General features: G+C 65.8%; 27 protein-coding genes. 20 read left to right on the forward strand and 7 right to left on the reverse strand.

The window, feature by feature from the left end:
* Positions 1 to 5: 5 nt before the first annotated feature.
* Positions 6 to 500 (reverse strand): Lrp/AsnC family transcriptional regulator, encoded by a 495-nt coding sequence (locus AC1DIO_RS25720; RefSeq protein WP_441490281.1) that lies wholly within the window; start codon positions 498 to 500, stop codon positions 6 to 8.
* A 158-nt stretch (positions 501 to 658) separates the two neighbouring features.
* On the opposite strand from AC1DIO_RS25720, the gene AC1DIO_RS25725 reads away from it, so the two are divergent.
* The 5 genes from AC1DIO_RS25725 to lpdA are packed head-to-tail and all read left to right on the forward strand — an operon-like array spanning position 659 to position 5,920.
* Complete coding sequence (locus AC1DIO_RS25725) at positions 659 to 958, forward strand: hypothetical protein (RefSeq protein ID WP_441507846.1); 300 nt, start codon at positions 659 to 661, stop codon at positions 956 to 958.
* Positions 955 to 2,184 (forward strand): 3-methyl-2-oxobutanoate dehydrogenase (2-methylpropanoyl-transferring) subunit alpha, encoded by a 1,230-nt coding sequence (locus AC1DIO_RS25730; protein ID WP_441490279.1) that lies wholly within the window; start codon positions 955 to 957, stop codon positions 2,182 to 2,184. Before AC1DIO_RS25725 ends, AC1DIO_RS25730 begins: the two co-directional genes overlap by 4 nt.
* A gap of 4 nt (positions 2,185 to 2,188) precedes the next feature.
* Complete coding sequence (locus AC1DIO_RS25735) at positions 2,189 to 3,205, forward strand: alpha-ketoacid dehydrogenase subunit beta (RefSeq protein ID WP_441507848.1); 1,017 nt, start codon at positions 2,189 to 2,191, stop codon at positions 3,203 to 3,205.
* A complete protein-coding gene (locus AC1DIO_RS25740; RefSeq protein ID WP_441507849.1) occupies positions 3,205 to 4,518 on the forward strand; it encodes a dihydrolipoamide acetyltransferase family protein in 1,314 nt (437 codons plus the stop codon). Before AC1DIO_RS25735 ends, AC1DIO_RS25740 begins: the two co-directional genes overlap by 1 nt.
* Positions 4,519 to 4,522: 4 nt before the next feature.
* The gene (gene lpdA / locus AC1DIO_RS25745) at positions 4,523 to 5,920 is read left to right on the forward strand and encodes a dihydrolipoyl dehydrogenase (protein ID WP_441507850.1); all 1,398 of its coding nucleotides are present in this window, start codon (positions 4,523 to 4,525) and stop codon (positions 5,918 to 5,920) included.
* A gap of 36 nt (positions 5,921 to 5,956) precedes the next feature.
* Here lpdA and AC1DIO_RS25750 read toward each other — a convergent pair whose 3' ends face one another.
* From AC1DIO_RS25750 to AC1DIO_RS25765, 4 genes are all read right to left on the reverse strand, one after another.
* Positions 5,957 to 7,423, reverse strand: a complete 1,467-nt coding sequence (locus AC1DIO_RS25750) for an ATP-binding protein (RefSeq protein WP_476768629.1) — start codon at positions 7,421 to 7,423, stop codon at positions 5,957 to 5,959.
* A complete protein-coding gene (locus AC1DIO_RS25755; RefSeq protein WP_441507852.1) occupies positions 7,401 to 8,057 on the reverse strand; it encodes a response regulator transcription factor in 657 nt (218 codons plus the stop codon). The genes AC1DIO_RS25750 and AC1DIO_RS25755 overlap by 23 nt, the downstream gene beginning before the upstream one ends.
* A complete protein-coding gene (locus AC1DIO_RS25760; RefSeq protein WP_476854279.1) occupies positions 8,057 to 8,755 on the reverse strand; it encodes a PepSY domain-containing protein in 699 nt (232 codons plus the stop codon). The genes AC1DIO_RS25755 and AC1DIO_RS25760 overlap by 1 nt, the downstream gene beginning before the upstream one ends.
* Before the next feature lie 507 nt (positions 8,756 to 9,262).
* Complete coding sequence (locus AC1DIO_RS25765; RefSeq protein WP_476776570.1) at positions 9,263 to 9,829, reverse strand: hypothetical protein; 567 nt, start codon at positions 9,827 to 9,829, stop codon at positions 9,263 to 9,265.
* Between the two features lie 124 nt (positions 9,830 to 9,953).
* Between AC1DIO_RS25765 and AC1DIO_RS25770 the strand changes: the two genes are divergently transcribed.
* The 4 genes from AC1DIO_RS25770 to AC1DIO_RS25785 all read left to right on the forward strand — a co-directional run bounded on the left by AC1DIO_RS25770 (position 9,954) and on the right by AC1DIO_RS25785 (position 13,485).
* Positions 9,954 to 11,507, forward strand: coding sequence for a sensor histidine kinase (locus AC1DIO_RS25770; protein WP_476854280.1), 1,554 nt, complete (start codon positions 9,954 to 9,956; stop codon positions 11,505 to 11,507).
* Entirely contained in the window at positions 11,504 to 12,103 is a 600-nt protein-coding gene (locus tag AC1DIO_RS25775; RefSeq protein WP_441507856.1) for a response regulator transcription factor, read from the forward strand. Before AC1DIO_RS25770 ends, AC1DIO_RS25775 begins: the two co-directional genes overlap by 4 nt.
* A 134-nt stretch (positions 12,104 to 12,237) precedes the next feature.
* A complete protein-coding gene (locus tag AC1DIO_RS25780; protein WP_441490269.1) occupies positions 12,238 to 12,726 on the forward strand; it encodes a GlcG/HbpS family heme-binding protein in 489 nt (162 codons plus the stop codon).
* 69 nt (positions 12,727 to 12,795) lie between these two features.
* Positions 12,796 to 13,485: an ankyrin repeat domain-containing protein gene (locus AC1DIO_RS25785; RefSeq protein WP_476854281.1), complete on the forward strand. Its 690-nt coding sequence runs from the start codon at positions 12,796 to 12,798 to the stop codon at positions 13,483 to 13,485.
* 276 nt (positions 13,486 to 13,761) lie between these two features.
* On the opposite strand, the gene AC1DIO_RS25790 is transcribed toward AC1DIO_RS25785, so the two are convergent.
* A complete protein-coding gene (locus tag AC1DIO_RS25790; protein ID WP_441507858.1) occupies positions 13,762 to 14,079 on the reverse strand; it encodes a hypothetical protein in 318 nt (105 codons plus the stop codon).
* A gap of 454 nt (positions 14,080 to 14,533) precedes the next feature.
* Between AC1DIO_RS25790 and AC1DIO_RS25795 the strand changes: the two genes are divergently transcribed.
* The 10 genes from AC1DIO_RS25795 to AC1DIO_RS25840 all read left to right on the forward strand — a co-directional run bounded on the left by AC1DIO_RS25795 (position 14,534) and on the right by AC1DIO_RS25840 (position 23,945).
* Positions 14,534 to 15,352 carry a transporter substrate-binding domain-containing protein gene (locus AC1DIO_RS25795; RefSeq protein ID WP_069877798.1) on the forward strand — a complete coding sequence of 273 codons (819 nt, stop codon included), beginning with the start codon at positions 14,534 to 14,536 and terminating at the stop codon, positions 15,350 to 15,352.
* 68 nt (positions 15,353 to 15,420) lie between these two features.
* Positions 15,421 to 16,101, forward strand: coding sequence for an amino acid ABC transporter permease (locus AC1DIO_RS25800; RefSeq protein ID WP_441490266.1), 681 nt, complete (start codon positions 15,421 to 15,423; stop codon positions 16,099 to 16,101).
* Positions 16,098 to 16,754, forward strand: a complete 657-nt coding sequence (locus AC1DIO_RS25805) for an amino acid ABC transporter permease (protein WP_476854282.1) — start codon at positions 16,098 to 16,100, stop codon at positions 16,752 to 16,754. Before AC1DIO_RS25800 ends, AC1DIO_RS25805 begins: the two co-directional genes overlap by 4 nt.
* The gene (locus AC1DIO_RS25810) at positions 16,735 to 17,463 is read left to right on the forward strand and encodes an amino acid ABC transporter ATP-binding protein (protein WP_069877795.1); all 729 of its coding nucleotides are present in this window, start codon (positions 16,735 to 16,737) and stop codon (positions 17,461 to 17,463) included. The genes AC1DIO_RS25805 and AC1DIO_RS25810 overlap by 20 nt, the downstream gene beginning before the upstream one ends.
* Positions 17,464 to 17,465: 2 nt before the next feature.
* On the forward strand, positions 17,466 to 18,488 hold the full coding sequence (locus AC1DIO_RS25815) for a LacI family DNA-binding transcriptional regulator (RefSeq protein ID WP_441507860.1): 1,023 nt from the start codon (positions 17,466 to 17,468) through the stop codon (positions 18,486 to 18,488).
* Positions 18,481 to 20,073 (forward strand): acyl CoA:acetate/3-ketoacid CoA transferase, encoded by a 1,593-nt coding sequence (locus AC1DIO_RS25820; protein WP_441507861.1) that lies wholly within the window; start codon positions 18,481 to 18,483, stop codon positions 20,071 to 20,073. The genes AC1DIO_RS25815 and AC1DIO_RS25820 overlap by 8 nt, the downstream gene beginning before the upstream one ends.
* Complete coding sequence (locus AC1DIO_RS25825; RefSeq protein ID WP_441507862.1) at positions 20,070 to 20,843, forward strand: enoyl-CoA hydratase/isomerase family protein; 774 nt, start codon at positions 20,070 to 20,072, stop codon at positions 20,841 to 20,843. The genes AC1DIO_RS25820 and AC1DIO_RS25825 overlap by 4 nt, the downstream gene beginning before the upstream one ends.
* Before the next feature lie 3 nt (positions 20,844 to 20,846).
* Positions 20,847 to 21,602: a 3-ketoacyl-ACP reductase gene (locus tag AC1DIO_RS25830; RefSeq protein WP_441507863.1), complete on the forward strand. Its 756-nt coding sequence runs from the start codon at positions 20,847 to 20,849 to the stop codon at positions 21,600 to 21,602.
* A 17-nt stretch (positions 21,603 to 21,619) separates the two neighbouring features.
* The gene (locus tag AC1DIO_RS25835) at positions 21,620 to 22,780 is read left to right on the forward strand and encodes a dihydrodipicolinate synthase family protein (RefSeq protein WP_476854283.1); all 1,161 of its coding nucleotides are present in this window, start codon (positions 21,620 to 21,622) and stop codon (positions 22,778 to 22,780) included.
* Between the two features lie 31 nt (positions 22,781 to 22,811).
* A complete protein-coding gene (locus tag AC1DIO_RS25840; RefSeq protein ID WP_441507865.1) occupies positions 22,812 to 23,945 on the forward strand; it encodes an AGE family epimerase/isomerase in 1,134 nt (377 codons plus the stop codon).
* 83 nt (positions 23,946 to 24,028) lie between these two features.
* Here AC1DIO_RS25840 and AC1DIO_RS25845 read toward each other — a convergent pair whose 3' ends face one another.
* Positions 24,029 to 25,054 carry a helix-turn-helix transcriptional regulator gene (locus tag AC1DIO_RS25845; RefSeq protein ID WP_441507866.1) on the reverse strand — a complete coding sequence of 342 codons (1,026 nt, stop codon included), beginning with the start codon at positions 25,052 to 25,054 and terminating at the stop codon, positions 24,029 to 24,031.
* A 420-nt stretch (positions 25,055 to 25,474) separates the two neighbouring features.
* On the opposite strand from AC1DIO_RS25845, the gene AC1DIO_RS25850 reads away from it, so the two are divergent.
* The gene (locus AC1DIO_RS25850; protein ID WP_441507867.1) at positions 25,475 to 25,765 is read left to right on the forward strand and encodes an STAS domain-containing protein; all 291 of its coding nucleotides are present in this window, start codon (positions 25,475 to 25,477) and stop codon (positions 25,763 to 25,765) included.
* Positions 25,766 to 25,770: the final 5 nt, after the last annotated feature.

The following is a 25,770-nucleotide window of genomic DNA, read 5'->3' on the forward strand; positions in this document are numbered from 1 at the left end:
GTGCATCACGGCAGTTGCAGCGGATCGACCGAGATCGCCCGCTTCAGCGTCCTGAGACCGAAGGTCGTGCGTGACTGGCGAATTCCGGGGATCCGGTACAGCGTCTCACGGAGGAAGCGCTCGTAGTGGTCGGTGCCGCTGACCACGACCTTGACGAGATAGTCGTATTCGCCGGTGACGAGATGCGCCTCGACCACTTCGGGAATGCGCGCCAGCGCGTCCCCGAACGTGTCGAGCACCTTGTCGTCGTGCTTGTCGAGCGTGATCTCGACAAAGACGGTGTTGTTGAGCCCCAGGGCCGCGTGATCCAGGACTGCCACATAGCGCTCGATTGCGCCGCTTTCCTCCAGCCGCCTGACCCGCGTCCAGCAAGGCGATGGCGAGAGCCCGACCTTCTCGGCCAGTGCGCTCGTCGTCAGGCGGCCATCGGCCCGCAGGGCGGACAGAATCCGCCGGTCGATAGGGTCGAGAGCGTCGCTGCGCCTGGACTTGCCGGTCATCGGGCGAATCTTCTGTAAATGGAGACAGTGGCGGAAGAATTTGCCGAGATTGAGCCGAATGTCGAGCGTCTTCGGGAAAACTCTTTCCGTTTGCCGGATTAACGTCGTTGCGGCGATGGGGGTGCGTGATGACCGGGCGAATGCAACGGCGAGTTGTGGTGAAAGCGTCGACCAGCGACGCCTATGACGGGCTGGTCAGACTCCTGCTCGATGCCCAGCGCCTAGGCTTCGCCCTTGTCGAACTGTCGAGCTCCCGCCAAGATGACGGACGAACCGCGATCCGCATGGTCATCGAGACCGAAGGCGTCTCGGACTGCGCGGAGATCGGCTTCCGCCTTGCCCGCCATCCGGCGCTCGCAGCTGTTGAGGCTTTCGAGTTCGGCGACGAGCCGGGTTCATTCTATGTCGGCTCGCTGCATGCGGGTCGGCAGGGCGCCCTTGCCGGAGTGCGGGCATGACCGATCAGCCGTTGCGCTTTCATGTCCCCGAACCCGCCAGCCGCCCGGGCGGCAGGCCGGATTTCTCCAATGTCGTCATCCCGGAAGCGGGCTCGGTCCGCCGGCCTCCGGTCGATATCGATCCCAAGGAAATTCGCGATCTCGCGTATTCGATCATCCGCGTGCTCGACCGGGAGGGGCAGGCTGTCGGCCCGTGGGTGCCCGATCTCGACAGGGATGCTCTGATCCGGGGCATGCGCCACATGATGACGCTGCGCGCCTTCGATGCCCGCATGCAGATGGCGCAGCGCCAGGGCAAGACCTCGTTCTACATGCAGCACACCGGGGAAGAGGCGGTGAGCTGCGCCTTTCGCATCGCGCTCGGCCCGGAGGACATGAATTTCCCGACCTATCGCCAGGCCGGGCTCCTCATCGCGCATGATTATCCGCTCGTCGACATGATGTGCCAGATCTACTCGAATGAGCGAGACCCGATCAAAGGCCGCCAGCTTCCGGTCATGTACTCGTCGAAGGCGCACGGCTTCTTTTCGATCTCCGGCAATCTCGCCACCCAATTCGTTCAGGCGGTAGGCTGGGCCATGGCCTCGGCGATCAAGGGCGATCGCAGGATCGCCGCCGCCTGGGTCGGCGACGGCTCGACAGCGGAGTCCGATTTCCACGCCGCCCTGGTCTTCGCCTCGACCTACAAGGCCCCGGTCGTCCTCAACGTCGTCAACAATCAGTGGGCGATCTCGACCTTCCAGGGCATTGCCCGCGGCGGCTCCGGCACTTTCGCGGCGCGCGGACTCGGCTTCGGCATTCCGGCCCTGCGCGTCGACGGCAACGACTACCTTGCGACCTACGCAGTGGCGCAATGGGCGATCGAGCGCGCGAGGCGCAATCTCGGGCCCACGCTGGTCGAATACGTCACCTATCGCGCCGGCGCCCACTCGACCTCGGACGACCCCTCCGCCTATCGGCCCAAGCATGAATCGGAAGGTTGGCCGCTCGGCGACCCGCTGATCCGGCTGAAGCAGCATCTGATCGCATTGGGCGCCTGGACTGAAGAGCGGCACAAGCAGGCCGAGGCCGAGATTCTCGCAACCGTGATCGCTGCGCAGAAGGAGGCCGAGGGCCACGGCACCCTGCATGCCGGCGGCAAACCCTCGGCACGCGACATCTTCGAGGATGTCTATGCCGAACTGCCTCCGCACCTGCGCCGGCAGCGTCAGCAGATCGGAGTCTGACGCGATGGCTCGAATGACGATGATCGAGGCGATCCGTTCGGCGCTCGATGTCTCGATGGGGCGCGACGAGAACGTCGTGGTCTATGGCGAGGATGTCGGCTTCTTCGGCGGCGTGTTCCGATGCACCCATGGCCTGCAGCAGAAATACGGGGTGAACCGCTGCTTCGACGCCCCGATCAACGAACTCGGCATCGTCGGCACGGCAGTCGGCATGGCGGCCTATGGCCTGCGCCCCTGCGTCGAGATCCAGTTCGCCGACTACATGTATCCGGCTTACGATCAGATCGTCTCGGAGGCGGCCAGGCTGCGCTACCGTTCGGCCGGCGATTTCACCTGTCCGCTGGTGATCCGCATGCCGACGGGCGGCGGCATCTTCGGCGGCCAGACGCATAGCCAGAGCCCGGAGGCGCTCTTCACCCATGTTTCCGGGCTGAAGACCGTGGTGCCCTCCAACCCGCATGACGCCAAGGGCCTCTTGATCGCCGCAATCGAGGATCCCGATCCCGTCATCTTCCTCGAACCGAAGCGGCTCTATAACGGCCCGTTCGACGGTCATCACGATCGCCCCGTGACACCCTGGTCCAAACATGAGCTCAGCGAGGTGCCGGACGGCCATTTCGTGCTGCCGCTCGGCAAGGCCGCGATCCGGCGCGAGGGCGCGAGCGTCACCATCATCGCCTATGGCACCATGGTTCATGTCGCCGAAGCGGCAGCCGAAGAGACCGGCATCGACGCCGAGGTCATCGATCTGCGCAGCCTGCTGCCGCTCGACCTCGATACGATCGTGGCCTCCGTGCGCAAGACCGGCCGCTGCATTGTCCTGCACGAGGCKACGCTGACCTCGGGGTTCGGCGCAGAACTCACGGCCCTGGTGCAGGAGCATTGCTTCTACCATCTCGAGGCGCCCGTCATGCGCGTCGCCGGCTGGGACACTCCCTATCCGCATGCCCAGGAATGGGCCTATTTCCCCGGCCCGGCGCGCGTCGGCGCCGCCCTGCGTGAGATCATGGAGAGCCGATGATGGCGGAACGGGTCATCAAGCTTCCGGATGTCGGCGAGGGCATTGCCGAGGCCGAGCTCGTCGAGTGGCACGTCAAAGTCGGCGACATMGTGCGTGAGGACGATCTCCTTGCTGCTGTGATGACCGACAAGGCGACGGTCGAGATCCCGTCGCCGGTCGACGGGGAGGTGGTCTGGGTCGGCGCCGATATCGGCGACACCGTTGCGATCGGCTCGGCGCTGGTCCGGCTGAAGGTTGCAGGCGAGGGCGCGACTGATCCTGGCGAACCGGAAGGGAGCGCGGCGCCGGAGCTGGTCGTTGTCGAGCAGCCTGTCGCCGCGCCGAAGAACGAAGCTCCCGCCCCCGCTCCGGCAAAGCTGACCGAGGCCAGGCCCGCTGCATCGCCCAAGCCGCGCGCGGTCTCAGCTCCCACGCTGAGCGCCGTACCGAGGCGGCAGGCTGGCGAGAAGCCGCTCGCTTCGCCGGCCGTCCGGCTGAAGGCGCGCGAGGCCGGGATCGACCTGCGCCAGGTCGTGGGCTCCGGCCCGGGTGGGCGCATCACTCACGAGGACCTCGACAGCTTCGCGTTGCGCGGGCCCGAGGCCGAACGAGCGCCAGGGCTGGCGCGCCTGACCGCCGTCACCGACATCAAGATCGTCGGCCTGCGCCGCAAGATCGCCGAGAAGATGGCGCTGTCCAAGGCGCGCATCCCCCACATCACCATCGTCGAGGAGGTCGACGTCAGCGCGCTGGAGGACCTCCGCGCAGTCCTGAACAAGAAGCCGACGCTCGAGCGACCGAAGCTGACGCTTCTGCCCTTCGTGATGCGGGCGCTGGTCAAGGCGCTGGCCGAGCAGCCKAACCTGAACGCGCTGTTCGATGACGAGGCCGGGATCGTCCACCAACATGCCGGCATCCATATCGGTATCGCGACCCAGACGCCGACCGGACTGATCGTGCCGGTCGTAAAACATGCCGAGGCTCGTGATCTCTGGGACTGCGCCCGGGAACTCGGCCGGCTCGCCGAACGGGGACGCGAAGGCATCGCGACCCGGGACGAATTGACGGGTTCAACGATCACGGTCACATCGCTCGGCGCGCTCGGCGGCGTCGCCACCACGCCGGTGATCAACCACCCCGAGGTCGCCATCGTCGGCGTCAACAAGATGATGATCCGGCCGATGTGGAACGGCACGAGCTTCGTCCCGCGCAAGATGATGAACCTGTCGTCGAGCTTCGACCATCGCGTCATCGACGGCTGGGATGCGGCCGTCTTCGTGCAGCGGCTCAAGGAGCTTCTGGAAAACCCGGCAATGCTCTTCGTGGATGCCTGACGCCATGACCGAGATCACCTGCAAACTGCTTGTCATCGGCGCGGGCCCGGGCGGTTATGTCTGCGCCATCAGGGCTGGCCAGCTCGGCATCGACACCGTGATCGTCGAGAGCACGAAGCTTGGCGGCAGCTGCCTCAATGTCGGCTGCATTCCGTCCAAGGCGCTGATCCATGTCGCCGATGAATATGAGAAGCTGGCCACGGCCGCGCAGGGCAAGACGCCGTTCGGGCTCACGGCCTCGGCGCCGGCGCTCGATTTTAAGCAGGCCATCGGCTGGAAGGACGGGATCGTCCAGCGCCTGAACAACGGCGTCGCCGCGCTCTTGCGCAAGTCCAAAGTCAAGATCGTGCATGGCCGGGCTCGCTTTCGCGACGGCAAGACCGTTGCCGTCGAGACCGAGACGGGCCCGAAGCTGATCCGGGCCGAAACAATCGTCATCGCCACCGGCTCTGCGCCGGTCGAGCTGCCCTTCCTGCCCTTTGGCGGCACTGTGATCTCGTCGACGCAGGCATTGTCGCTGCCCGCGGTTCCGGGGCGGCTGGCGGTCGTCGGTGCCGGCTATATCGGCCTGGAACTCGGGATCGCCTTTGCGAAGCTCGGCTCGCAGGTCACCCTCGTCGAGGCGTTGCCACGGATTCTTCCGCTTTACGATGCCGAGCTGACCGCGCCGGTCGAGAGATCGCTGTCGAGGCTCGGCGTCGGGCTTCTGCTCGGGGCGAAGGCGCGCGGCGCGACTCCGGACGGCAAGTCCCTGCTGGTGGAGACGGCGGAAGGCGAGGAACGGCGGATCGCGGCGGACGCGACACTCGTCACCGTTGGCCGCAAGCCGGTGCTGTCCGATCTCGGGCTCGAGGAACTGGTGCTCGACATGGATGGCAGCTTCATCCGCATCGGCGAGCGCTGCGAGACCTCGATGCGCGGTATCCATGCGATCGGGGATGTCACCGGCGAGCCGATGCTGGCGCACCGCGCCATGGCGCAGGGCGAGTTGGTGGCGGAGATCGTCGCCGGCCTGCCGCGCGCCTGGGACAAGCGTTGCATTCCGGCGATCTGCTTCACCGATCCGGAAATCGTCTCGGCCGGTTTTTCACCGGGCGAGGCGCGTCGCGCCGGCTTCGAAATTAAGACCGGGCAGTTTCCGCTGGCTGCCAGCGGCCGTGCGATGACGCTCCACAGCGAGCAGGGCTTTGTGCGCATCGTCGCGCAGGCCAACACCCATGTGATCCTGGGTATCCAGGCAGTCGGGCAATCCGTCTCCGAACTCAGCGCGGCGTTCGGGCTCGCCATCGAGATGGGCGCAACGCTCGAGGATATCGCCGGAACGATCCACGCCCATCCGACGCTTGGCGAGGCCGTGCAGGAGGCGGCGCTGAAGGCGCTCGGCCACGCCATTCATATCTGACGCGATTGCGGCTGTGACTGCGCTACGGCCCGGGCTTCATTCGGCAGCCCGCGCAACCGAGGGGATGACTGCCGGTCTCGGCTTCGCTGTGCCATCGCCCTGCCTTCGTTCGCTGCGCCGGGGCGGCTCGATTTCGAACGAGATGGTGCAGCCCGTTTCGGTGTCGGCGATGATCAGTTCCCGGCCGTACTCGGCCAATGTATCCGAGACGATTGCAAGGCCCAGTCCGGATGAATGATGACTGTCCGGAGCGAAGTGGACGCCACGTTGCAGGATCAGTTGGCGTCGGTCTCCCGGCACGCCGGGCCCATCATCGCTGACCGAGAGAACGGTGCTGCCGCCGTCAGCGGTGTGGACCTGCACCGTAACGGCGCTGCGTGCCCATTTGCGCGCATTGTCGAGCAGATTGCCGACGACCTCGGCGAAGTCGTCGGTTTCCATCGCGGCGCTGACGTGTTCGGGAATCGTGACGCTCCAGCTGATGCTGTCGGCGCTGTCGATGCGGCTCATCAGATCGACCAGCCGGTTAACGATCGGCAGCACGAGCGTTCTCATGCTCACTGCCTGGATCGCACCGTGCGTCCGCGCTCGCGCAAGCTCGCGCTCGACATGTGCGCCGATCGCTTCGCATTGTTCACGCAGAATGGCTGCATGCGCGTGCTGTCCGGACTTTTCAAGGCGCGCCACTTCGCTCGACAGGATCGTGAGCGGCGTCTTCAGCCCGTGGGCCAACAGGCCCGCCCTGTCGCGCGCCTTGCGCACCAGCTCATCCTGGCGATCGAGCAGCCTGTTCAGATCATCGACCAGCGGCTTGATCTCCTCGGGAAGGGTACCTGTCAGGCGCGATGTGCGGCCTTCGCGCACGGCGGTGAGACTCGCGCGTAGCTGATGAAGGGGGCGCAGGCCGAACCGCATCTGCAGCCAGGCCCCACCGATCAGCAACAATGCGAGCAGGAACAGGATCTTGGCGACATCGAGGGAGAAGGCGTGGCGCAGTTCGCCGATATCGGCATGATCAAGCGCGACGGCCAGCTGGAACGTCCGTGGGCCATCGGCGCCATCGAGCTTCACCGAGCGTTCGAGGACGTAGAGCTCGGAGTTGTTCGGCCCGTCGATCTCGAACGCGCCCTTGCTCTTGTCCTCCCCCTTGGCCGTGCTCGTATCGAGGATCTGGTCCCAGAGCGAGCGCGAGCGCAGATGCTGCACCGCCCCTTCGCTGATCTGCCAGTAGGCGCCGCCATAGGGCAGCTGATAGCGCGCATCGGCGAGATCGTGGTTGATCAGCGGGTTGCCGTCCGCATCGAGCTCGAACGCCTTGGCGAGTTCGCTGGAGCGGATCTCCAGCTCGATCGCGATGCGCTTCAGGACATGCTGCTCGAACACCAAGATGAGCGCTGCGCCTGCGGCCGCGAGCGTCACGGCAATCGTCAGGGCTGCGATCGTCAGGATGCGCTTGCGGATCGAGCCCGAGCTCATCGCCTCAGCCCCCGATGATGTAGCCATGGCCACGCCGGGTGCCGATCGTCTCCGCCCCGACCTTCCGGCGCAAGCGCCCGACCAGCACTTCGACAGCGTTGCTGTCGGGTTCGTGATCGCCGCCATAGACATGGTCGATCAATTCGCCCTGCGACACAACCCGCCCCTGATTATGCACGAGGTAGCGCAGCAGCCGATATTCCAGCGGAGACAGCTCGACATTGCGCCCGCCAACCGCAACCGTTCTGCGGCGCGTGTCGATATTGAGGTCTCGATAGACCAGTTGAGGCGTCAGGTGACCGCCAGCTCTGCGAATGAGTGCGCCGACCCGGGCGACCAGTTCCTCGGCCTGAAACGGCTTGGGCAGATAGTCGTCGGCGCCGGCGTCTATGCCTTCGACGCGCTCCATCCAGGCGCCGCGCGCGGTGAGGATCAGAATAGGTGTCCTGACCGAGGCTGCCCGCAGCTTGCGGACAACCGAGAGCCCGTCGAGCTTCGGCAGGCCAAGGTCGAGCACGAGCGCATCGAAATCGTCCGTCTCGGCGCGAAACCAGGCGGCCTCTCCATCATGGACGACCTCCGGAACATAGCCGGCTTCCGTGAGCGCGGAGGCGACATCGCTGGCGATGCGCCGTTCGTCCTCCACGACGAGAATTCTCATCATCGCCTCCGCATTTGGAGGATCCGGTTGCGCCGGGCGTCGACTACGACTTCGCGGTAGCGGCCTGCGCCGTCGAGAACCAGTAGTTCATAGCGCCATTCGCCCGTGGGCGCGAGGCGCAGATCGACCTCGAGCACGTCACCGGGAACAGCCGCGCGCACCACTGACAGGACGGCGCCGAGCGACACGACCTGTCCTCCCTGGGTCGCCTGACGTGCGAAATCGGCACTCGTATTGCCCCAGTGCTGGCCGGTGCTGACGGCATCCTCGCCGTTCCTGCCGCCGCGACCCGAGCGACCACGCTGATTGTCTCCCGAATTCTGGCTCGCGGCGGACCCGCCGTCATGGCCCGATCTGCCGCTGCCGGAATTGCTTCCGCTGTTGCCGGAGCCTCCGCCGCCGCTGGATCCGGAGMCGCCGCTGGAGCCACCGCTGCCACCGCCGGAGCCGCCGCCGCCGGAACCGCTACCTCCGCTTCCGCCTCCGGAGCCACCTCCACCTCCGGAGCCTCCGGAGCCGCCGCCGCCACCGCCGCCCCCCCCACCGCCGCCAGAACCGCCGCCGCCCCCGCCGCCATCGCCTCCGCCATCCTTGGCAAAGGAGGGGGCGATCCAGGCCGGGCTTGTCGTGACGAGCGCAAATACGACCGCGAGGGCCGGAACCGCGCGCCACAGGGCGATGTTGCGTGAATGTCGCATGGTAGCTTTCGAAGCTACGACACCCAAGCTGACATTTCCCTGACAGGCCGCGTCAGGCTGGCGAGGTTCGAGGGCGCGCAGGCTCTGCTCCGTCACCGAGGAGAGAATGATCGGCGGTGGCTATGGCAAGGAGATACGACCATGACATTGCGATCACTTATGCTGGCGACCACCATCCTGGTGGCGACCACCGGCTCGCAGGGCGCGAGCGCCGCCATCCGTGACGACAGCTCGCCTCACCTGGAAGGCATCATCCGCCTGGGGGCGTCAGCCCTGTCCCGGAGCGGTGAGGGCGAGAACGATTCCCCAGCTCACAAGAGTGCGACCTCGCATGAGGACGCGGCCCGCGTCATCCTGGCGCGCGACGGCGGCGGGGGAGGTGGCGGCGGAGGCGGCGGCGGAGGTGGTTCTGGAGGCGGAGGGAGCGGTGGAGGCTCCGGTGGTGGCAGCGGCGGCTCTGGCGGAGGCAGCGGAGGCAGTGGCGGCGGAAGTGGCTCCGGCTCCGGCTCAGGCTCCAGCGGCAGTAGCGGCGGCAGCGGCCGCGGTGGCGACAGCGGTGGTGGTCTCGGCGGTTCGTCGAGCGGCGGTGGCAGCGCAGCCGATGCGCGTGGCCGCGGCGCCGATGATGGAGCCGGTCATGCCCGAGGCGGTCGCGGTGCTGATAACGCTGTAGGTCAGGCTCGGCATGGGCGTGGAGCGGATGATCCGGCCGGCCATGTGCGGCAGGGACGGGGTGCGGACGATGCGGTCGGTCAGGCCCGGCGTGGGCGTGGAGCGGACGATCCGGCCGGCCATGTGCGGCAGGGCCGGGGTGCGGACGATGCAGTCGGCCAGGCCCGGCGTGGGCGTGGAGCGGACGATCCGGCTGGCCATGTGCGGCAGGGCCGGGGTGCGGACGATGCAGTCGGCCAGGCCCGGCGTGGGCGTGGGGCAGACAATCCGGTCGGCGACGTACGTCGCGCCCGCGGCGCCGACGACCCGGCCGGCCATATCCGGGGTGGCCGCAGGGCGGATGACCAGGCCGGTCATCTCTGAAACAGGCCGATGCGCGAGGCTCAACGCCGCCTCGCGCATCCTCTGGCATCCTGCCTGATGTGGGAAGCGAGAGGCTGGACAGGCTGGCTGTTTCGGCTCGGCGAGCGCGACGGTGACTGCGAACGGCTTGCGCGATAGGTTGGCCTAAACTAGGCGCACCCTCGTGAAGCAACGGTTCCTCGCGTTTCTCGGATTATGGATACCGCTGGCGCTCATCGCCCTTGCCCTGGCGGCTGCTACCGAATTCGTCCGGGTGCGGGACGGGCTGGAGCGGGATGGCGGCACGCTGCACCGCGTCCTGTCGCAGCGCGTCGATCAGCATGACGCCCATCTGACCAGCCTCGCAGCAGTCCTCGCAAGCTCGGATGCATCATCCGCAACCTTCCAGGCTGTGGTCGAGGCGATGCAGCGCTTCTATCCCCGCATCGCTGCTGTCGCCCTGATCGATTTCCCCAAGTCATCCGAAATGGATGTCGGCAGCCCACCATCTGCTCTCCGGGATTTCGACATGGCGGCGCTTGCGGGAAAGCTCCGCGAACTCGGGCCAGGGCAGGCTGGGACGGTCGCCAGCCGAGGGGGGACGCCGTTCTACGCGCTGGTCAAGCGCCTTCCCGACACTGCGTCCGAAGTCCGCGCGCTCATCCTGGTGATCGACGGCAAGCTCCTGGTCGAACCGGAGGGCGGCCAGCCGCACGAGATCGCTCTCGTGCTTCGGGATGCTGCCGGAGCGATCCTCGTTCAGACCGGGGTAACCCTTCCCGAACAGGGAGTGATCCCCCGTCTCACCTATGAAAGGGCGCTGGGCAGTCGGTCACAGCCGCTCGTGCTGCACCTCGCCGGGCAGCCGGTTCTGGCGGATCTCCTCCCGCCGCGCACCGCATTCGTCGTCCTGACCGCGACGGGGCTCGCGGTCTTCCTGTTGCTGGTGATCCGGCGCGAGAGACGGCGAACGGCGGGCGCAAGGGAGGCCATGCGCCTGCACCAGCATGAGGCCCGGCTGGCCCATGCGATGCGGGTCAATACAGTCGGTGAAATGGCGTCCGGCATTGCCCATGAGATAACCCAACCCCTGACGGCGATCCTCAGCCAGAGCCAGGCGGGCCTTCGCCTGGCTCGGTCGGGAGGGAAAACCCCCGACGAACTCGTGAGCGTGCTTGAGGCCAATGTCCGTCACGCGCGGAGGGCGGGCGAGATATTGGAGCGGCTGAGGGCCTATGTCTMACGACGTGATCCGGTCCGGCAGCCTGCAGATCTCAACCAGATTACCCGCAATGTGGTCGAACTGGTCGAACGCGACCTGCAGGAGCGCGCGATCACGTTGCGGCTGGAGCTGAGCCCCATTCCGCCATGGGCGGTGGTGGATCGCGTTTCCATCGAGCAGGTCGTGCATAATCTGGTTCGAAACGCTGCCGAGGCGCTCGACGCGATGCCGGAGGAGCGGCGCGTGATCACGATCAGGGTCCGGGAGGTTGCGGGGGAGGCGGTGATTTCGGTCGCGGATCAGGGGAGCGGCATCGCGGATGCCGATATGGCGCGCCTCTTCGAGCCGTTCTTCACGACCAAGAGCGGCGGAATGGGCCTTGGCCTGCCATTATGCGAGCGCTTGGTCGAAAGCGCGGCCGGACGCATGGAAGTCCGGAACGGAGCGGCGAGTGGGGCCGTCTTCACGATCCGTATCCCCGTCTTGATCGCGGAGCGGAAGGTTGCTGCGGAATGAAGCCGGCTGCACGCACGGTCTATCTGGTGGATGACGACAGCGATGTCAGGGAAGCGTTGACCCTGCTGTTGAAGACCATGGGATTCGCCGCGAAGCCGTTTTCGAGCGCGCAGGCTTTCCTTGATCGCCCGGATCCGCGGCAGGATGGCTGCGTGGTCGTCGATATCCGCATGCCGGGGGTCTCGGGTCTGCAGCTGCTCGAACGGATGGCCACCGCGGCAGTACGTATGCCGACGGTTGTGATCACCGGCCATGGCGATGTCACCGCCTGCCGGCGCGCATTCAAGGCCGGGGCCGTCGATTTTCTGACCAAGCCGGTCGATGAGCAGGTTCTGCTCGAAGCGATCGAGGCCGGTTTCGCGCAGCGCGACGACCTGAGCCGGGATCAGGCAGAGCGGACCGAGCGGGCCGCACTGCTCGCTCGCCTGACCCCACGCGAGCGCGAAATTCTCGATCTGGTAGCGCAGGGCCGGTCGACCAAGGAGATCGCACGCGCTCTCGACCTCTCGCCCCGCACGGTCGAGACCCATCGTGCCAATATCGGGGTAAAGCTTGGCGCGACCTCGGTTGCCGCCATGGTGCGGGCCGCGCTTTAGGGCTCGGCCTCCGGCAGGTCTCCGTATGATTACGGAGATGGCTCCGGCACCGCACCGATAATCTTCGCCGCCGCCTCGGGCTAACCTTTCTCCGTCGAGCACAGGGTTCGATCACGCTCAGTACCGGAGAAATCATGTCCATGATCCGCCTTGCTGCCGCCGCAGCCCTTGCGCTTGTCCCCGTCGTCGCCGGGGCTCAGGTTCTTCAGGAACGGAACATGCCGCTGGCCATCGCCCAGGAACTCGCCCAGGCCACCGTCGAGGCTTGCGCGGCCAAGAATTTCAATGTGACGGCGACCGTCGTCGATCGTGCCGGGCTCGTGCGCGCCGTGCTTCGCGCCGATCGGGCCGGGCCGCACACTGTCGAGGCCAGCCGCGCCAAGGCTTTCACCTCTGCCTCTGCCCGCAACGCTACCTCGGCGATCGCGGAGGGCGCCGAGAAGAATCCGGCCGCTCGTCATCTTGCGTCGATCGAAGGCTTCCTGCTGCTCGGCGGCGGCGTGCCGGTCAAGGTCGGTGACGAGGTCATCGGTGCGGTCGGGGTCGGGGGCGCTCCCGGGGGGCATCTTGATGAAGAATGCGCCAATGCCGGCATCGAGAAGGTGAAGGCGAAGCTGCGCTGAGACTATTCTTAGGCATGTCGATGAAGGCGGCCGGCGCTCGGCCGTCTTCGGGATCGTCGGAGTGGGGCAATGTCGAGAACGCTGTTCGCCGCCGTAATCCTCGCGGTCGCGACCCTGTCGGGCCAAGTGCGGGCGCAGACGCCGCCGAGTGCCGCGGAATTGTCCGCCTATCAGGGCCTCCACGCCGCTGCCGCGTCCGGCGACGTCGCCCGGGTCAACCACCTTGCCGCGACGGGGGCTGACCTGAACGCCCGGGACGGGAACGGCCGCACGCCGCTCCATGTCGCGGCCTTTCGCGGGCAGGGGGCCGTGGCGTGCGCCCTGATCGTCGCGGGAGCGAACCCGGCGCTTCTCGACCACCAGCGTTATGATGCCGTCACCATCGTCGCAGTCAGTGACGATGTGCCGACGTTGAAGGCTCTGCTCGCCGCGGGCGCGGCCGCGACCCTCGTCACCAGCCGCTATGACGGCACCGCGCTGATCGCCGCCGCCCATCTCGGCCATGAGGGCATCGTAGAAGAGCTGATCAAGGCGAAGGCGCCCCTCGATCACGTCAACAATCTCGGCTGGACAGCGCTGATGGAGGCGGTGGTGCTCGGCAATGGCGGCCCACGGCATGTCGCGACCGTGCGGGCCCTGGTCGCTGCCGGCGCCAATCCCGKGATTGCTGATCGGGACGGCCTTACGCCGCTGCAACATGCCCGCGCTCGGGGCTATAAGGCCATCGTCGAGGCGCTTGAAGGCAGGCGCCTTCGCTGATCCAAGCCGGGCCCGGCAAATCTCTCGGGCGCTGGTTCGCGCCGGGCTCACGTCAGGCGGCCGTCCTCAGGACCGCTGTGACCTCGGAATCCTGGACAGCGCGAAATGAGCGGGCTGGGTGTCCGCGCGGGTTGTCGACGTCAGGCTAAAGCATCGGCCCGAAAAGTGGATCGCGGTTTTCGGAAAAGCCGATGCAAACACAGAAGGCCAGATCATCAGACCGGATACGATATCCGGTCTGATGATCTGGCCTTGGGCGGCGAGCGCTATCCGGCCTCAATCAGCCAACCGGTGTTCAAGCACCTGATAGAAATCATCATTGGCGGGATCCGCAGCCAGCGCGAGGGTCGTCTCGTCGGAGGGGACACTCAGCCCGCCGGCAAACGCCTTGAAGGCGTGGGCAGATTCCTCTTCCAGGAAGCAGAGCCGTATCGCCATCTTGTCCCTGGGCAGGGCGACAACGCGATAGGGGATTCCCCGCAGACTGAGCCACGCATCCATGGCGTCGAGCTTGAGGCGCAGATTCACATCGTCCGTCGTGACCAGGACGTGATGAATCCAGTGGGGGGCATCAACGACATCAAGGCATGCCATGCCAATTTCCCCCGCTCGCAGATTTTCTCACCGCGCTGCTCTTAAACCTGAGGTTTCTCGCTTAGGTTGTATAGGGTGAATTCCTGCTTGTTCGCAGAATTGAGCTGCCCCCCGGGAAAAATCGCGCGGCACGTGCGCGGTGGTTTCCGGAGTGTTCGTTCAGTCCTGGATCGACCGACCAGGGGCGGCTCGCATGCAACCTCACAGGCGCGCTGCAGGCGCCATCACGCCAGGCGCGAGAACCAGCCATCTGCATCGCTCGCTTGCCTCGGCTGTGCCCTGGATCTCCAGAATTCGAAGAGGCTTTCGGCGGCTCTTGCTGGCGGGCGGAGAGCCATGAGCTGGATGGAAGCGTTCATGGGCTTGACACCGATTTGGTCATATGGAACGTTCCAGTTCGAAGCTGGAACGTTCTAGAAGCCCGGCTCATGGAAACGCGACATGGAGAAAGTGCATGGACGAGCATAATCCGTCACGCCGCGCCGCTTTGGGCGCGCTAGCCTTGGGGACGGCCGCCGCTGCTGCGGTCACTGCAAGCACGACGACAGCCAGCGCCTCGACGCCTGAGGAATTCACCAAGCGCGGCAGCATTGCCATCGGTGTCGTGTCGGGCGTGCCGCCTTTCGGTATCGTCAATGAGCGCGGCGAAGCATCGGGCTACGATGTCGATGTCGCCAATCTCATCGCCAAATACATGGGCGTGAAGGCGGAGATCACCGCGCTGGCGCCGCCGGCACGCATTCCCGCCTTGCAGGCCAAGCGTGTGGACCTGCTGGTCGCGACGCTCGGACCGACGCCGGAGCGCGCCAAGACCATCGTCTTCCCGATGCCTTACAGCGCCTTCCGCATGTCGATCATGGGCGCGAACGATCTGGCCGCGAAGTCTCTGGCTGATCTCGCCGGCAAGCGCGTCGCGGTTCCGCGCGGCAGCCCGCAGGACACCACGCTGACGCGCATGGCGATGCCGGGTACGAACATCGTGCGCTTCGATGACGATGCGATCTGCGCCCAGGCGGTCTTCAGCCGCCAGGTCGATGCCGCGGCCCTTCCGGACACCACGGTCAATCAGATTCTGGGTCAGAACAAGGGCGCCAACGCCGAGCTCAAGTTTGCCTTCGCGCTGCAGCCCAACTCGATGGCTGTCCGCAAGGACCAGATGGAGCTGCATCAGTGGCTCAACAACACGATCTGGTTCATGAAGAACTCTGGAGAGCTCGACGAAATCTCCAAGAAGTGGCTCAACGCGCCTCTGCCGGAACTCCCGGTCTTCTGAGCTAGCGCGCCGGTGCGCCCCGGCGGCGCACCGGCTTCGTCTTCTCCCGCGATCGAAATGTCAGCACTATGCCAAGCCTCGTCTTTTCCGACGTTTGGGCGCAATTAGACACGCTCCTGAGCGGCCTTCTGCAGACCGTCTGGATCTCCGCTGTCGCTATCGTGCTCGGCGTGGTCATCGGCGTCCTGTGCGCGGTCGCGCGCAGCGCACGCAGCCGGCTCCTGCGCGTTCTTGCAGCCGGATATGTCGAGGGCATGCGCAACACGCCCTTCATCGTCCAGCTCTTCCTCGTCTTCTTCGGGCTTCCCGGCCTGGGCATTCAGATCACGGCGATCCAGGCCGGGCTGATCGCGCTCACCCTCAATCTCGGCGCCTATTCGGCAGAGATCATTCGCGCTGGAATCGAGGCCACCCATCGCTCGCAGATCGAGGCCGGTGCGGCACTCGGACTGAGGCGCCGCGACATTCTGCTCCACGTCGTGCTTCTGCCGGCCCTGGAGCGGGTCTGGCCGGCGCTGTCGAGCCAGTTCGTCCTCACCATGCTTGCCTCATCGATCCTCTCCCAGATTTCCGTCGAGGAACTGTCCTCTGCGGGAGCCCTGATCGACAGCCGCACCTATCGCTCGATGGAGGTCTACATCATCCTCGCCGGCTTCTATCTCGGCCTCACGATGCTGTTCCGCCTGAGCTTCGATCTCGCCGGCCGGTTCCTGTTTCCGCGCCGTCGCGCGGTGGCGGTGCGTCGATGATCCGTTCCTTCGGTCCTGCCGAATTCACCTTTCTCGTCGAGGCGGCGCGCTGGACCGTGCTGCTCTCGCTGCTGGCCTTMATTGGCGGCGGCGCGATCGGCATGGTCGTCGCGCTGATGCGGGTGTCGCGCAACGCCATGCTCAGGAACATCGCAGCCGGCTGGATCAGCGTGGTGCAGGGCACGCCGGTGCTGATCGTGCTCTTCCTCGTCTTCTACGGCCTGCCGTTCCTCGGCTTGCGCTTTCCACCCCTCGTGGCGGCGGCGCTCGGGATGACGGTCTATGCCAGTGCCTTTCTGGGCGACATCTGGCGAGGCTGTATCGAGGCCGTGCCGCGCCAGCAATGGGAGGCGGCGTCCTCGCTCGCGCTGAAACCGGCGCAGCGCATGATCTATGTCGTGCTGCCGCAGGCCGTCAGGCTGGCGGTACCGCCGACGGTCGGCTTCATGGTGCAGATCGTCAAGAACACCTCGGTGGCGTCGATCATCGGCTTTGTCGAGCTGACGCGGGCCGGCACCCTCATGAACAACGTGACATTCCAGCCCTTCTGGGTCTTCGGCTCTGTCGCACTTCTTTACTTCGCCATGTGCTGGCCGCTGAGCGTGATGAGCCAGCGGCTCGAGAGGAGGCTCCATGCCGGTCGTCGTAGCTGAGGACGTTCGCAAGTCGTTCGGATCGCTCACCGTCCTCGACGGTGTCTCGCTGAGTGTTTCCGAAGGGGAGCTGATCGCGGTGATCGGCCGCAGCGGCTCGGGCAAGAGCACCTTCCTGCGTTGTCTGAACGGCTTGGAGACGCCTGATTCCGGGCAGATCATCGTTGCCGGTCACGCGCTTGCTCCGGGTGAGGAGGCCCTGCGTGCGCTGCGCCAGGATGTCGGCATGGTGTTCCAGTCTTACAATCTCTTTCCGCATCTGACGGTCGGTAAGAACATCGAGCTGGCGCCCAGGCTGGTGAAGAAGATCGGCAAGGCCGAGGCTTCGGATATCGCCCGTTCCGTGCTCGCCGAGGTCGGGCTGGCCGAGAAATACGACGCCTTCCCGGAGCAGCTCTCAGGCGGGCAGCAGCAGCGTGTCGCGATCGCGCGCAGCCTGGCCATGCGTCCGAAGGTGATGCTCTTCGACGAGGTCACATCGGCGCTCGATCCGGAACTGACGGGCGAGGTGCTCAAGGTCATGGAGGGCCTGTCGCGGTCCGGCATGACCATGCTGCTTGTCACACACGAAATGGCTTTTGCGAGGAAGGCGGCGAGCCGGGTGGTCTATTTCCACCAGGGACGCATTCACGAGCAGGGGCCACCCGAGGAGTTCTTCGGTGCGCCGAAGACTCCTGAACTGCAGCAATTCCTCGGAGCCGTTCTCTAGCGATGTCCCGGCCCACGCTGATCGAAGTCGCGGAACAGGCGGGCGTGTCGAAGTCGACCGCTTCGCTGGCGCTGCGCGGCGCCCCGGTTTCGGCCGAGGCGCGCGAGCGGGTTCAGCGCGCCGCGTCCCAGCTGGGCTATATCTATGATCGTGCCGCTGCCGCGATGCGGGGCGCTCGTTCGGGCACGATCGGGTTGATCGTCTTCGATCTTGCCAACCCCTTCTATTCGGAGCTCGCCGCCGGCGTGTCCGAGAGCCTGGAGGCGGAGGGCGCGCTCGTTCTGATCGCCGACACGCGCGAGGATTGCGGACGGCAGTCACGAATCCTGACCCGGATGCGCGAACATCGGCTCGACGGGCTGATCCTCTGCCCGTCGACCGGCAGCGATGCGTCGGAATTGAGAGCCCAGATTCCGTCCGACCTGCCGCTGGTCCAGGCGTTGCGCCATGTCGAGGGATTGGTCTCGGATTATTCCGGCGCTCAGAACGCGGCAGGTACGCAGGCCATTGGTCGCCATCTGCTGGGGCTCGGTCACAGGCACATCGCCTTCGCCGGGCATAATGACGAAACCTCGGTCCAGCGCGAACGTTTCGCCGGCCTGAAGCAGGCGACCGACGAGGCGGGTCTGCCGCCGCCGATCTCCATCGCCTGTCCGCCGACGCTGGCAGGCGGCGTGGCTGCTGCGGAGATCGCCCTGGCGCTTGGTCCGCAGCCCACGGCGCTCGTCTGCTTCAACGATCTCGTGGCGATCGGTGCGACGCTGGCGCTGGCGCAGCGCGGCATGACACCGGGCCGCGAGCTCTCGATCACCGGCTTCGACGACATCATGGAGGCGGCCTTGCGGACGCCAGCCCTGACCACGGTTGCGATCGAGCCCCGCAACCTTGGACGCAAGGCGGCCGAACTCGTGCTCGAGCGCCTCGACGATCCGAACGCGCCGCCGAAGACCTGCCTTCAACCCGCTCACCTCATCGTCCGGAACACGACGGGCGCCCCCTTCCTCCCTGGACATCGCCATGTCTAAATCTGTCATCACCGCGCAGGCCGCGGCCCGCCTGATCCCCGACGACGCCGTCGTCACCGTCTCGTCCTCGTCCGGGTTGAACTGTCCCGACGCCGTGCTCAAGGCGATCGGCGAACGCTTCAAGGCGGAGGGGCATCCGCGCAATCTGACGACGCTGCACCCGATCGCCGCCGGCGACATGTACGGCATCGACGGCATCGACCATCTCGCCCAGCCAGGCCTGCTCAGCGCGATCCTGGCCGGCTCCTATCCGTCCGGCCCGTCCTCGCTTCCGTCCCCGCGGATCTGGTCGATGATCGGCAGCAATGAGATTGCGGCCTGGAACGTTCCATCCGGGATTCTCTTCGACATGCACCGCGATGTCGCGGCAAGACGAGCCGGCGTCCTCACCAAGGTCGGGCTCGACACCTTCGTCGACCCGCGGCGCCATGGCTGCGCCATGAACGACGCGGCACGCGCCCGTCCCCCGGTGGTAAGCGTCGTCGCGTTCGGCGGCGAGGAGTGGCTGCACTTCCCCAATATCGTACCGAAGGTCGCGATCATTCGCGGCACGACGGCCGATGAGCGCGGCAATATCAGCATGGAACATGAGGGCGCACCGCTCGGCGCGCTCGACCAGGCCATGGCCGTCCGCAACCATGGCGGCATCGTCATCGCCCAGGTGAAGCGTGTCGTCGCAACCGGTTCGCTGCCGACGCGCCAGGTTGTGGTGCCGGGACATCTTGTCGACCACGTCGTGGTCGACCCCGACCAGCGTCAGACCACCGGAATCGACTATGACCCCGCGATCAGCGGCGAGATCCGCGTGCCGGCTTCGGCTTTCGAACTGCCGGAGTTCGGCATCGAGACCGTGATCGCCCGGCGCGCGGCGATGGTGCTGCGTTCTGGCTGGGCGGTGAATCTCGGCTTCGGCGTCTCGGCCGTGGTTCCACGCGTGCTGCTCGCCGAAGGGCAGGCCGGCAGCGTCACCTGGGCTATCGAGCAGGGTGCGGTCGGCGGCATGCCGTTGACAGGCTTTGCCTTCGGATGCGCGGCCAATGCCGACGCCATCCTGCCTTCACCCCAGCAGTTCACCTATTTCCAGGGGGGCGGCTTCGACTGCGCGCTGCTCTCCTTCCTCCAGATTTCCGCCGCGGGCGACGTCAATGTCTCGCGGCTGGGCTCGAGGCCCTATCTGACGGCTGGCGCCGGTGGGTTCGTCGACATCACGGCTCACGCCAAGCGCGTTGTCTTCAGCGGAACCTTCACCACGGGTGGGCTCGATGTTGCGATTGCCGATGGCGGTTTGACCATCAAGCGCGAAGGCAAGCTCAGGAAGTTCGTGCCGGAGGCCGAGCATGTCACCTTCAGCGGCCGCCGCAGCCGAAGCGTTGGCACGGACGTACTCTATGTCACCGAGCGCTGCGTTTTGCGCCTCACCGATGAGGGGCCGGAGGTGATCGAGATCGCCAACGGCATCGACCTGAAGCGCGACGTTCTGGAGCAGGCGGATATTCCGCTTAGGGTCGCCGCCGATCTCAGGCCGATGGATCCTCGCCTGTTCGATCCGGCCCCGATGGGTCTCGTCCTTGGAGTCAGGCCATGAGCGAAGAGCTTTCATTCGACGTCCGGGGACCTGTCGCCAGCATCACCTTGCGGCGCGCGGCCAAGCTCAATGCCTTGACGCCGGCGATGCTCGACGGACTGATCCGTGCCTGCGACGCCATCGAGGCCGACCCGGCCATTCGCTGTGCCGTGCTGCTGGCAGAGGGCAAGGCCTTCTGCGCGGGGGCCGATATCAATGCGTGGTCGGGCCTGACGCCGATCGAGATGTGGCAGCGCTGGATCGTGCCCGGTCATTCCGCGTTTGGCCGTCTCGCTGCGTTGCGCGTTCCGACGCTCGCGGTCGTCGAGGGCGCCTGCTTTGGTGGCGGCCTCGAACTCGCGCTGTGCTGCGATATCAGGATTGCGTCGCATCAGGCGATGTTCGCGATGCCTGAGGTTTCGATCGGGACACTGCCGGGCTGGGGCGGAACCGGGCGCCTGCCGCGCGCGGTCGGGCTGCCTCGCGCCAAGCAGATGATCTTCTCCGGTGAGCGGATCGATGCGGCGCGGGCGGAAGGCTGGGGGCTCGTCAACGGTGTCTTCGAAGGCGAAGGGGCACGCGCCGAGGCTTCGCGCCTGGCGGACCTGATCGCGGGACGCGCACCGGTCGCGGTCGCGGCTGCGAAGCTGGCGCTCTCGGTGCATGAGAACGATGCGCCGTCACGCGCGCTCGAGGCGCTGGGCGGAGCGATTGCGTCGGCGACGCAGGATGCGCGCGAGGGGCTGGCATCATTCCGCGAGAAGCGGGCTCCGAACTGGCAGGGGCTCTGAGACATGGCCATCGCCAGCGTCACGGGAGCAGGCCGCGGCATCGGTCAGGCCATCGCGATCGCGCTGGCCAGGGCCGGCTTCGATCTCGTCCTGAACGATCTCAGCGAAGAGGCATTGGCAGAGACCGCGGCGGCTGTGGTCGCGTGCGGTCGCAGCCATGCGCTGGTCGCCGGTGATATCGGAGCAGACGCTGCGCGGATCGGCGACAGCATGGCCGGCGCGCTTGGCCCGCTGCATTGCCATGTCAACAATGCCGGCGTGCCGATGCGCCAGCGCGGCGACCTTCTCGAAGGTGGCGCTGACGAGTTCGATCATGTGATGGGGATCAACCTGCGCGGCACGTTCCTGCTGACGCAGGCGATCGCCCGGCGCATGGCAGGCGAGGCCGCATCGCCTGGCACCGCGCGCAGCATCATCACTGTCACCTCCGCGAGCGCGATTCTGGCGTCACCCGAGCGCGGCGCATACTGCATCTCCAAGGCGGGCGCCTCGATGATGGTCAAGCTCTTTGCCTTGCGGCTCGCCGAACATGGCATCATGTGCCACGAGATCCGGCCCGGCGTGATTCATACGCCAATGACCGCGCCCGTCTCCGCGCGCTATGACGCGATGATCGCCGACGGCCTGACCCCGGTTGCCCGCTGGGGCGAGGTCGAGGATGTCGCTCGCACCGTCGCCTCCCTTGCTACCGGCGCACTCCCCTTCAGCACGGGCGACGCCTTCCATGTCGATGGCGGGCTCCATCTCCACCGCTTGTGACAGCGCCGAGGTCTTCAATGCCGAACCTTGTCCTACCCGTCGCGCCTGGGCGCAGCGAAACCTTCAGCCTGTCGCCGGCGCGCGCCTTCGAGCGGCACGAGGGCCCGTTCACACGCGTGGCCTATGCTGCGCCCCATGTCGTGGTGGATGCATCGGCCGAGCACGATCCCTGGCTCGATGCAGCGATCGATTGGGAGCGCACCATCGCCTTCCGCCGGCATCTCTGGTMGCTGGGTCTTGGTGTCGCCGAAGCGATGGATACCGCGCAGCGCGGTATGGGACTTGGCTGGCCTTCGGCGCTGGAGCTCGTCCGCCGCAGCGTCGAGGCGAGCCGGGATTTCCCGGGGGCGCTGATCGCTTCGGGCGTCGGAACCGACCACCTGGAGCCGGGGCCGGGCGTCACGGTCGATGACGTGCTGCGGGCCTATGAGACCCAGTGCGAGGCCGTCGAAGCGCTCGGTGGGCGCATCATCCTGATGGCGTCGCGCGCGCTGGCCGCCGCGGCACGCGGGCCGGCCGATTATGCCCGCGTCTATGGGCGCATCCTGTCGCAGGTGCGCGAGCCGGTCGTCCTGCACTGGCTCGGCGACATGTTCGATCCCGCCCTGGCAGGCTACTGGGGCGGGGCCGAATTCGAGACCACCATGGCTACGGTGCTCGACATCATCGCTGCCCATTCCGACAAGGTTGCCGGCATCAAGATCTCCCTGCTCGACAAGGACAAGGAAATCTTGATGCGCCGCCGCCTGCCGGCCGGAGTGCGCATGTTCACCGGGGACGACTTCAACTACGCCGAGCTGATCGAGGGAGACGAGCACGGGCACTCCGATGCGCTGCTTGGCATCTTCAACCCGATTGCGCCGGCTGTGAACGCGGCGCTGGGCGATCTTGCGCGCGGCGAGCAGGAGCGCTTTCGCAGGACACTGGCGGCGACCGTTCCGCTCAGCCGCGAAATCTTCACGGCCCCGACACGCTTCTACAAGACGGGTGTGGTCTTCATCGCCTGGCTCAACGGTCATCAGGACCATTTCACAATGCTGGGCGGGCAGGAGAGCACGCGCTCGATTCTGCATCTCTCGCGGGTCTTCAGGCTGGCCGATCAGGCCGGCATCCTGATAGATCCCGAGAAGGCTGTCGCACGGATGCGGCATCTGCTGGCGACACATGGCGTGGCTTGAAGACGTGACGATGAATCCTGCGGCAGCCGGAATGCCTGATTTCGCTTCTCGCAGAGGCCGCGCCGGACGCTGGCTGACCGAGGAACTGCTTCCAGGCTGGGCGCGGGTTGCCCGTCATCCCATCGGCGGTTTCGTGAGCGGGCTGTCTGGATCCGGCGAGCCTTTGATCGGGCAGCCGCGGATGCTGCTGGTCCAGGCTCGCCTTGCCTACAGCTTTGCAGTGGCACACAAGCTCGGTGTGCCGGGCGACTGGGCGCTGAAGGCCGCGAAGGATGCCTTCGCCGTGATCGTCGACGCGTTGCGCTCGGCGGATGGCGGCTTCAGGCAGAGCACCGGGCCCGAAGGGGCGACCCGCGACTTCTACGATCATGCCTTCGTGGCCTTCGCCTCTGCCTGGATGGAGCACGTGACCGGCGATGCCGGCTATCGTTCCGTTCTGCGCGAGACCATCGCCTTTCTCGACGATCGGATGGCTCATCCGGCCGGCGGCTATCGCGAGAGCCTCGAGCCCTCCGCTGGCCCTCGTCGCCAGAACCCGCATATGCACCTGCTCGAGGCGCTGCTTGCCGCATGCCGGGTCACCGGCGAAGCCGAGTGGCTTCTGCGGGCGCGGGGCATCGTCGATCTCTTCCTGGCGCATTTCTTCGACGTGCGTACCGGTTCGCTGATCGAGTTCATGACCGAGGACCTGGCGCCCTGCCCGGGGGAAAAGGGCGACTGGCGCGAGCCGGGTCACCATTTCGAATGGGTCTGGCTCCTGCTCGAATACCATGCTCTCTCTGCCGATGATCGGGTGCTTGCCCCCATCGAGCGGCTCTACGCCTCGGCAATGCAGCATGGCGTTCGGGGCTTCGCGGATGGCCGGGTGGGGGTCATCGAGGCGATGAGCGCAGCAGGCGATCCTCTGTCTCTCGATCGTCTGCTGTGGCCGCAGACCGAGTATGTGAAAGCCGAGATCGCGCGGGCGCGGCATTTCGGCGACGGCGACGCGGCGAAGCGCGCGGAACGTCACTTCACGGAGATCCGGGAGCTCTTCTTCGGCAACGGCGCACTGCTCTGGGCGAACCGCCTCGGTCCTGACGGTGGTTCGCGCGAGGATATCGTCCCGACGCGCGTCCTCTACCATGTCGCCTTTGCGGCGGCGGAGCTGGAGCGTGGCGCCTGAGCCGCCTGTTTGACGGTTGAAGTCGCTAAGCTCGAATTCCTGTCCCGGAGATCCCCGGCGAGCCCCCTTCGTCGCTTCGGCATCTAGGGCTTCACGGCTCCCTTCGGTTGCGGCAGCTGGCTGAGCTGGGTGCGCAGTGCCACCGCGCTTAGGCCAAAGGCTGCTTCGAACTGCGTATTGAAGCGCGTGAAATTGGAGAAGCGCCAACGCCGCGCAATCTCGCCGACGCGTTCGCCGGAATGGCCCTCGATCTCGCGTTTGACGGCCTCTAGCCGCACCGAGCGCTCGTACTCGGAGATCGACATCCCCAGGAACTTCTGAAAGCCGTATTGCAGGGCCCGCAGGCTGACGCCGGCGACCGCCGCAAGCTGCTCGGGGGTGATCGGCCTGCGGGCATTCTCCCGGATGAATTCGATGGTCCGCTTGACGTGCTTTGGGGCGATGACATGCGAGCCCCGTTCCAGCGCCTTGGCGTGATTATGGGGCAACACCTCCAGGATGAGGTCTGCCAGCAAGGCGCTCAGGCGCCTCGCGCCATGTGGAGCATCCTGCAGCAACCGGACCAGCATCGAAAGGTCGAGCCCCACGAGGAAGCGACGCAGGGCGTCGACTGAGGGCTGCTCCAGATCAAGCTCAGGCTCGAAGCTGAGCTTGCGCATGACCGGCGCCCCGGTCAGTTCGAACAGACGGTTGGTCAGCAGGTTTCTGTCGATGAGAACGGAATAGTTTTCCGAATGGGCTGAACGATGCAGCGCCTTGGTCTCGCCCACATCGAAGATCGCGGCCTGCTGCTTTTCGCAGCGAATGACGCGATCTCCGAGCTCGATGCTCGTCGAACCCTTGAGCGCCACCAGCAGCTGATATCCCCATGGACTTTGCCGTGGCTGGATTTCGACGGCATTCTCGAAACTCGTACGGGTAAGGACAATCCCGTCCGACGCTTGATTCAGTGCATTGATCTCAATTCGTCCAGAGGACTCATTCTGCGGCGAGATCGAGAGGCTCACTCCGCATGCTGCAAAGTGGTCCATGGCTTCGTGAGGGTCATGGGTGACGAAATGAAGCAGCGTCTGGCGCCGCGCTGTCGAGCGGTGATGGGCGCGCGTCATCACACCGTTCTCGACCTCGGCTCGCGGCACAGATCGCCGGCGGAAGCAAGCGTACTGGCGAGCCCTTGGCTGCATGGCAGCTTCCGACATCGCAGGTGTCGACCCATCTGAAAGCCCCTAGGCCGACCGGATTGCCTGAATCCGCCGACGATTTTTTACAGTAGGCGAAGCGAGAGGACAGATTGCGCAAACTGGATTCGCCGGGCGCAACTGCCTGACAAACAGCGCAATATCTGATTCGCGGTTAATATATCGATCAGAATTGAAGGTAAAGATTGGCCCTATCAAACGTTTCAGACCTAAACTATCTCGATTGTTTGTATGTAATCCTGCTGTAATTCGGCAGAATTTCGTGCGCGGTCGGAGATTGAATCTTGTTGGTCATAAGGAACGAAGGTCAAGATATAGAAGGTTCAATTCGTGCTGACGTTAATGCTTCCAGCAGATTGCTCGCTACGAATGGTAGGTCATCTGTTTGATCAGATGACCTCTGCTGTTCAGGCCGAGGCTGAGGTCGAAATCGATTGTTCGGCCCTTGCCGTGATCGATCTCGCCGGATTGCAGCTTCTGATTTCGGCTGGCCGGACCGCACGAGCGGCGGGCAAGCGCATCTGGCTGCAGGCTCCTTCGGACATCTTGAACGCTGCGCTGGTGCGGGCAGGCATCTCGCCCGCGCAGTTCGGTGACTGCATTCTCATCAACAGGGCTTGAGTGGC

It is taken from the genome of Allobosea sp. 05T439 (assembly GCF_056396005.1).

What these genes read in the sequence shown, in the direction of transcription:
- AC1DIO_RS25830 (WP_441507863.1), top strand. Translation starts at nt 20,847, where the DNA reads ATGGCCATCGCCAGCGTCACGGGAGCAGGCCGCGGCATCGGTCAGGCC.
- AC1DIO_RS25815 (WP_441507860.1), top strand. Translation starts at nt 17,466, where the DNA reads ATGTCCCGGCCCACGCTGATCGAAGTCGCGGAACAGGCGGGCGTGTCG.
- AC1DIO_RS25750 (WP_476768629.1), bottom strand. Translation starts at nt 7,423, where the DNA reads ATGGCTACATCATCGGGGGCTGAGGCGATGAGCTCGGGCTCGATCCGC.
- AC1DIO_RS25820 (WP_441507861.1), top strand. Translation starts at nt 18,481, where the DNA reads ATGTCTAAATCTGTCATCACCGCGCAGGCCGCGGCCCGCCTGATCCCC.
- AC1DIO_RS25720 (WP_441490281.1), bottom strand. Translation starts at nt 500, where the DNA reads ATGACCGGCAAGTCCAGGCGCAGCGACGCTCTCGACCCTATCGACCGG.
- AC1DIO_RS25845 (WP_441507866.1), bottom strand. Translation starts at nt 25,054, where the DNA reads ATGACGCGCGCCCATCACCGCTCGACAGCGCGGCGCCAGACGCTGCTT.
- AC1DIO_RS25800 (WP_441490266.1), top strand. Translation starts at nt 15,421, where the DNA reads ATGCCAAGCCTCGTCTTTTCCGACGTTTGGGCGCAATTAGACACGCTC.
- AC1DIO_RS25765 (WP_476776570.1), bottom strand. Translation starts at nt 9,829, where the DNA reads ATGCGCGAGGCGGCGTTGAGCCTCGCGCATCGGCCTGTTTCAGAGATG.
- AC1DIO_RS25755 (WP_441507852.1), bottom strand. Translation starts at nt 8,057, where the DNA reads ATGAGAATTCTCGTCGTGGAGGACGAACGGCGCATCGCCAGCGATGTC.
- AC1DIO_RS25790 (WP_441507858.1), bottom strand. Translation starts at nt 14,079, where the DNA reads ATGGCATGCCTTGATGTCGTTGATGCCCCCCACTGGATTCATCACGTC.
- AC1DIO_RS25840 (WP_441507865.1), top strand. Translation starts at nt 22,812, where the DNA reads ATGCCTGATTTCGCTTCTCGCAGAGGCCGCGCCGGACGCTGGCTGACC.
- AC1DIO_RS25825 (WP_441507862.1), top strand. Translation starts at nt 20,070, where the DNA reads ATGAGCGAAGAGCTTTCATTCGACGTCCGGGGACCTGTCGCCAGCATC.
- lpdA (WP_441507850.1), top strand. Translation starts at nt 4,523, where the DNA reads ATGACCGAGATCACCTGCAAACTGCTTGTCATCGGCGCGGGCCCGGGC.
- AC1DIO_RS25730 (WP_441490279.1), top strand. Translation starts at nt 955, where the DNA reads ATGACCGATCAGCCGTTGCGCTTTCATGTCCCCGAACCCGCCAGCCGC.
- AC1DIO_RS25810 (WP_069877795.1), top strand. Translation starts at nt 16,735, where the DNA reads ATGCCGGTCGTCGTAGCTGAGGACGTTCGCAAGTCGTTCGGATCGCTC.
- AC1DIO_RS25795 (WP_069877798.1), top strand. Translation starts at nt 14,534, where the DNA reads ATGGACGAGCATAATCCGTCACGCCGCGCCGCTTTGGGCGCGCTAGCC.
- AC1DIO_RS25780 (WP_441490269.1), top strand. Translation starts at nt 12,238, where the DNA reads ATGTCCATGATCCGCCTTGCTGCCGCCGCAGCCCTTGCGCTTGTCCCC.
- AC1DIO_RS25775 (WP_441507856.1), top strand. Translation starts at nt 11,504, where the DNA reads ATGAAGCCGGCTGCACGCACGGTCTATCTGGTGGATGACGACAGCGAT.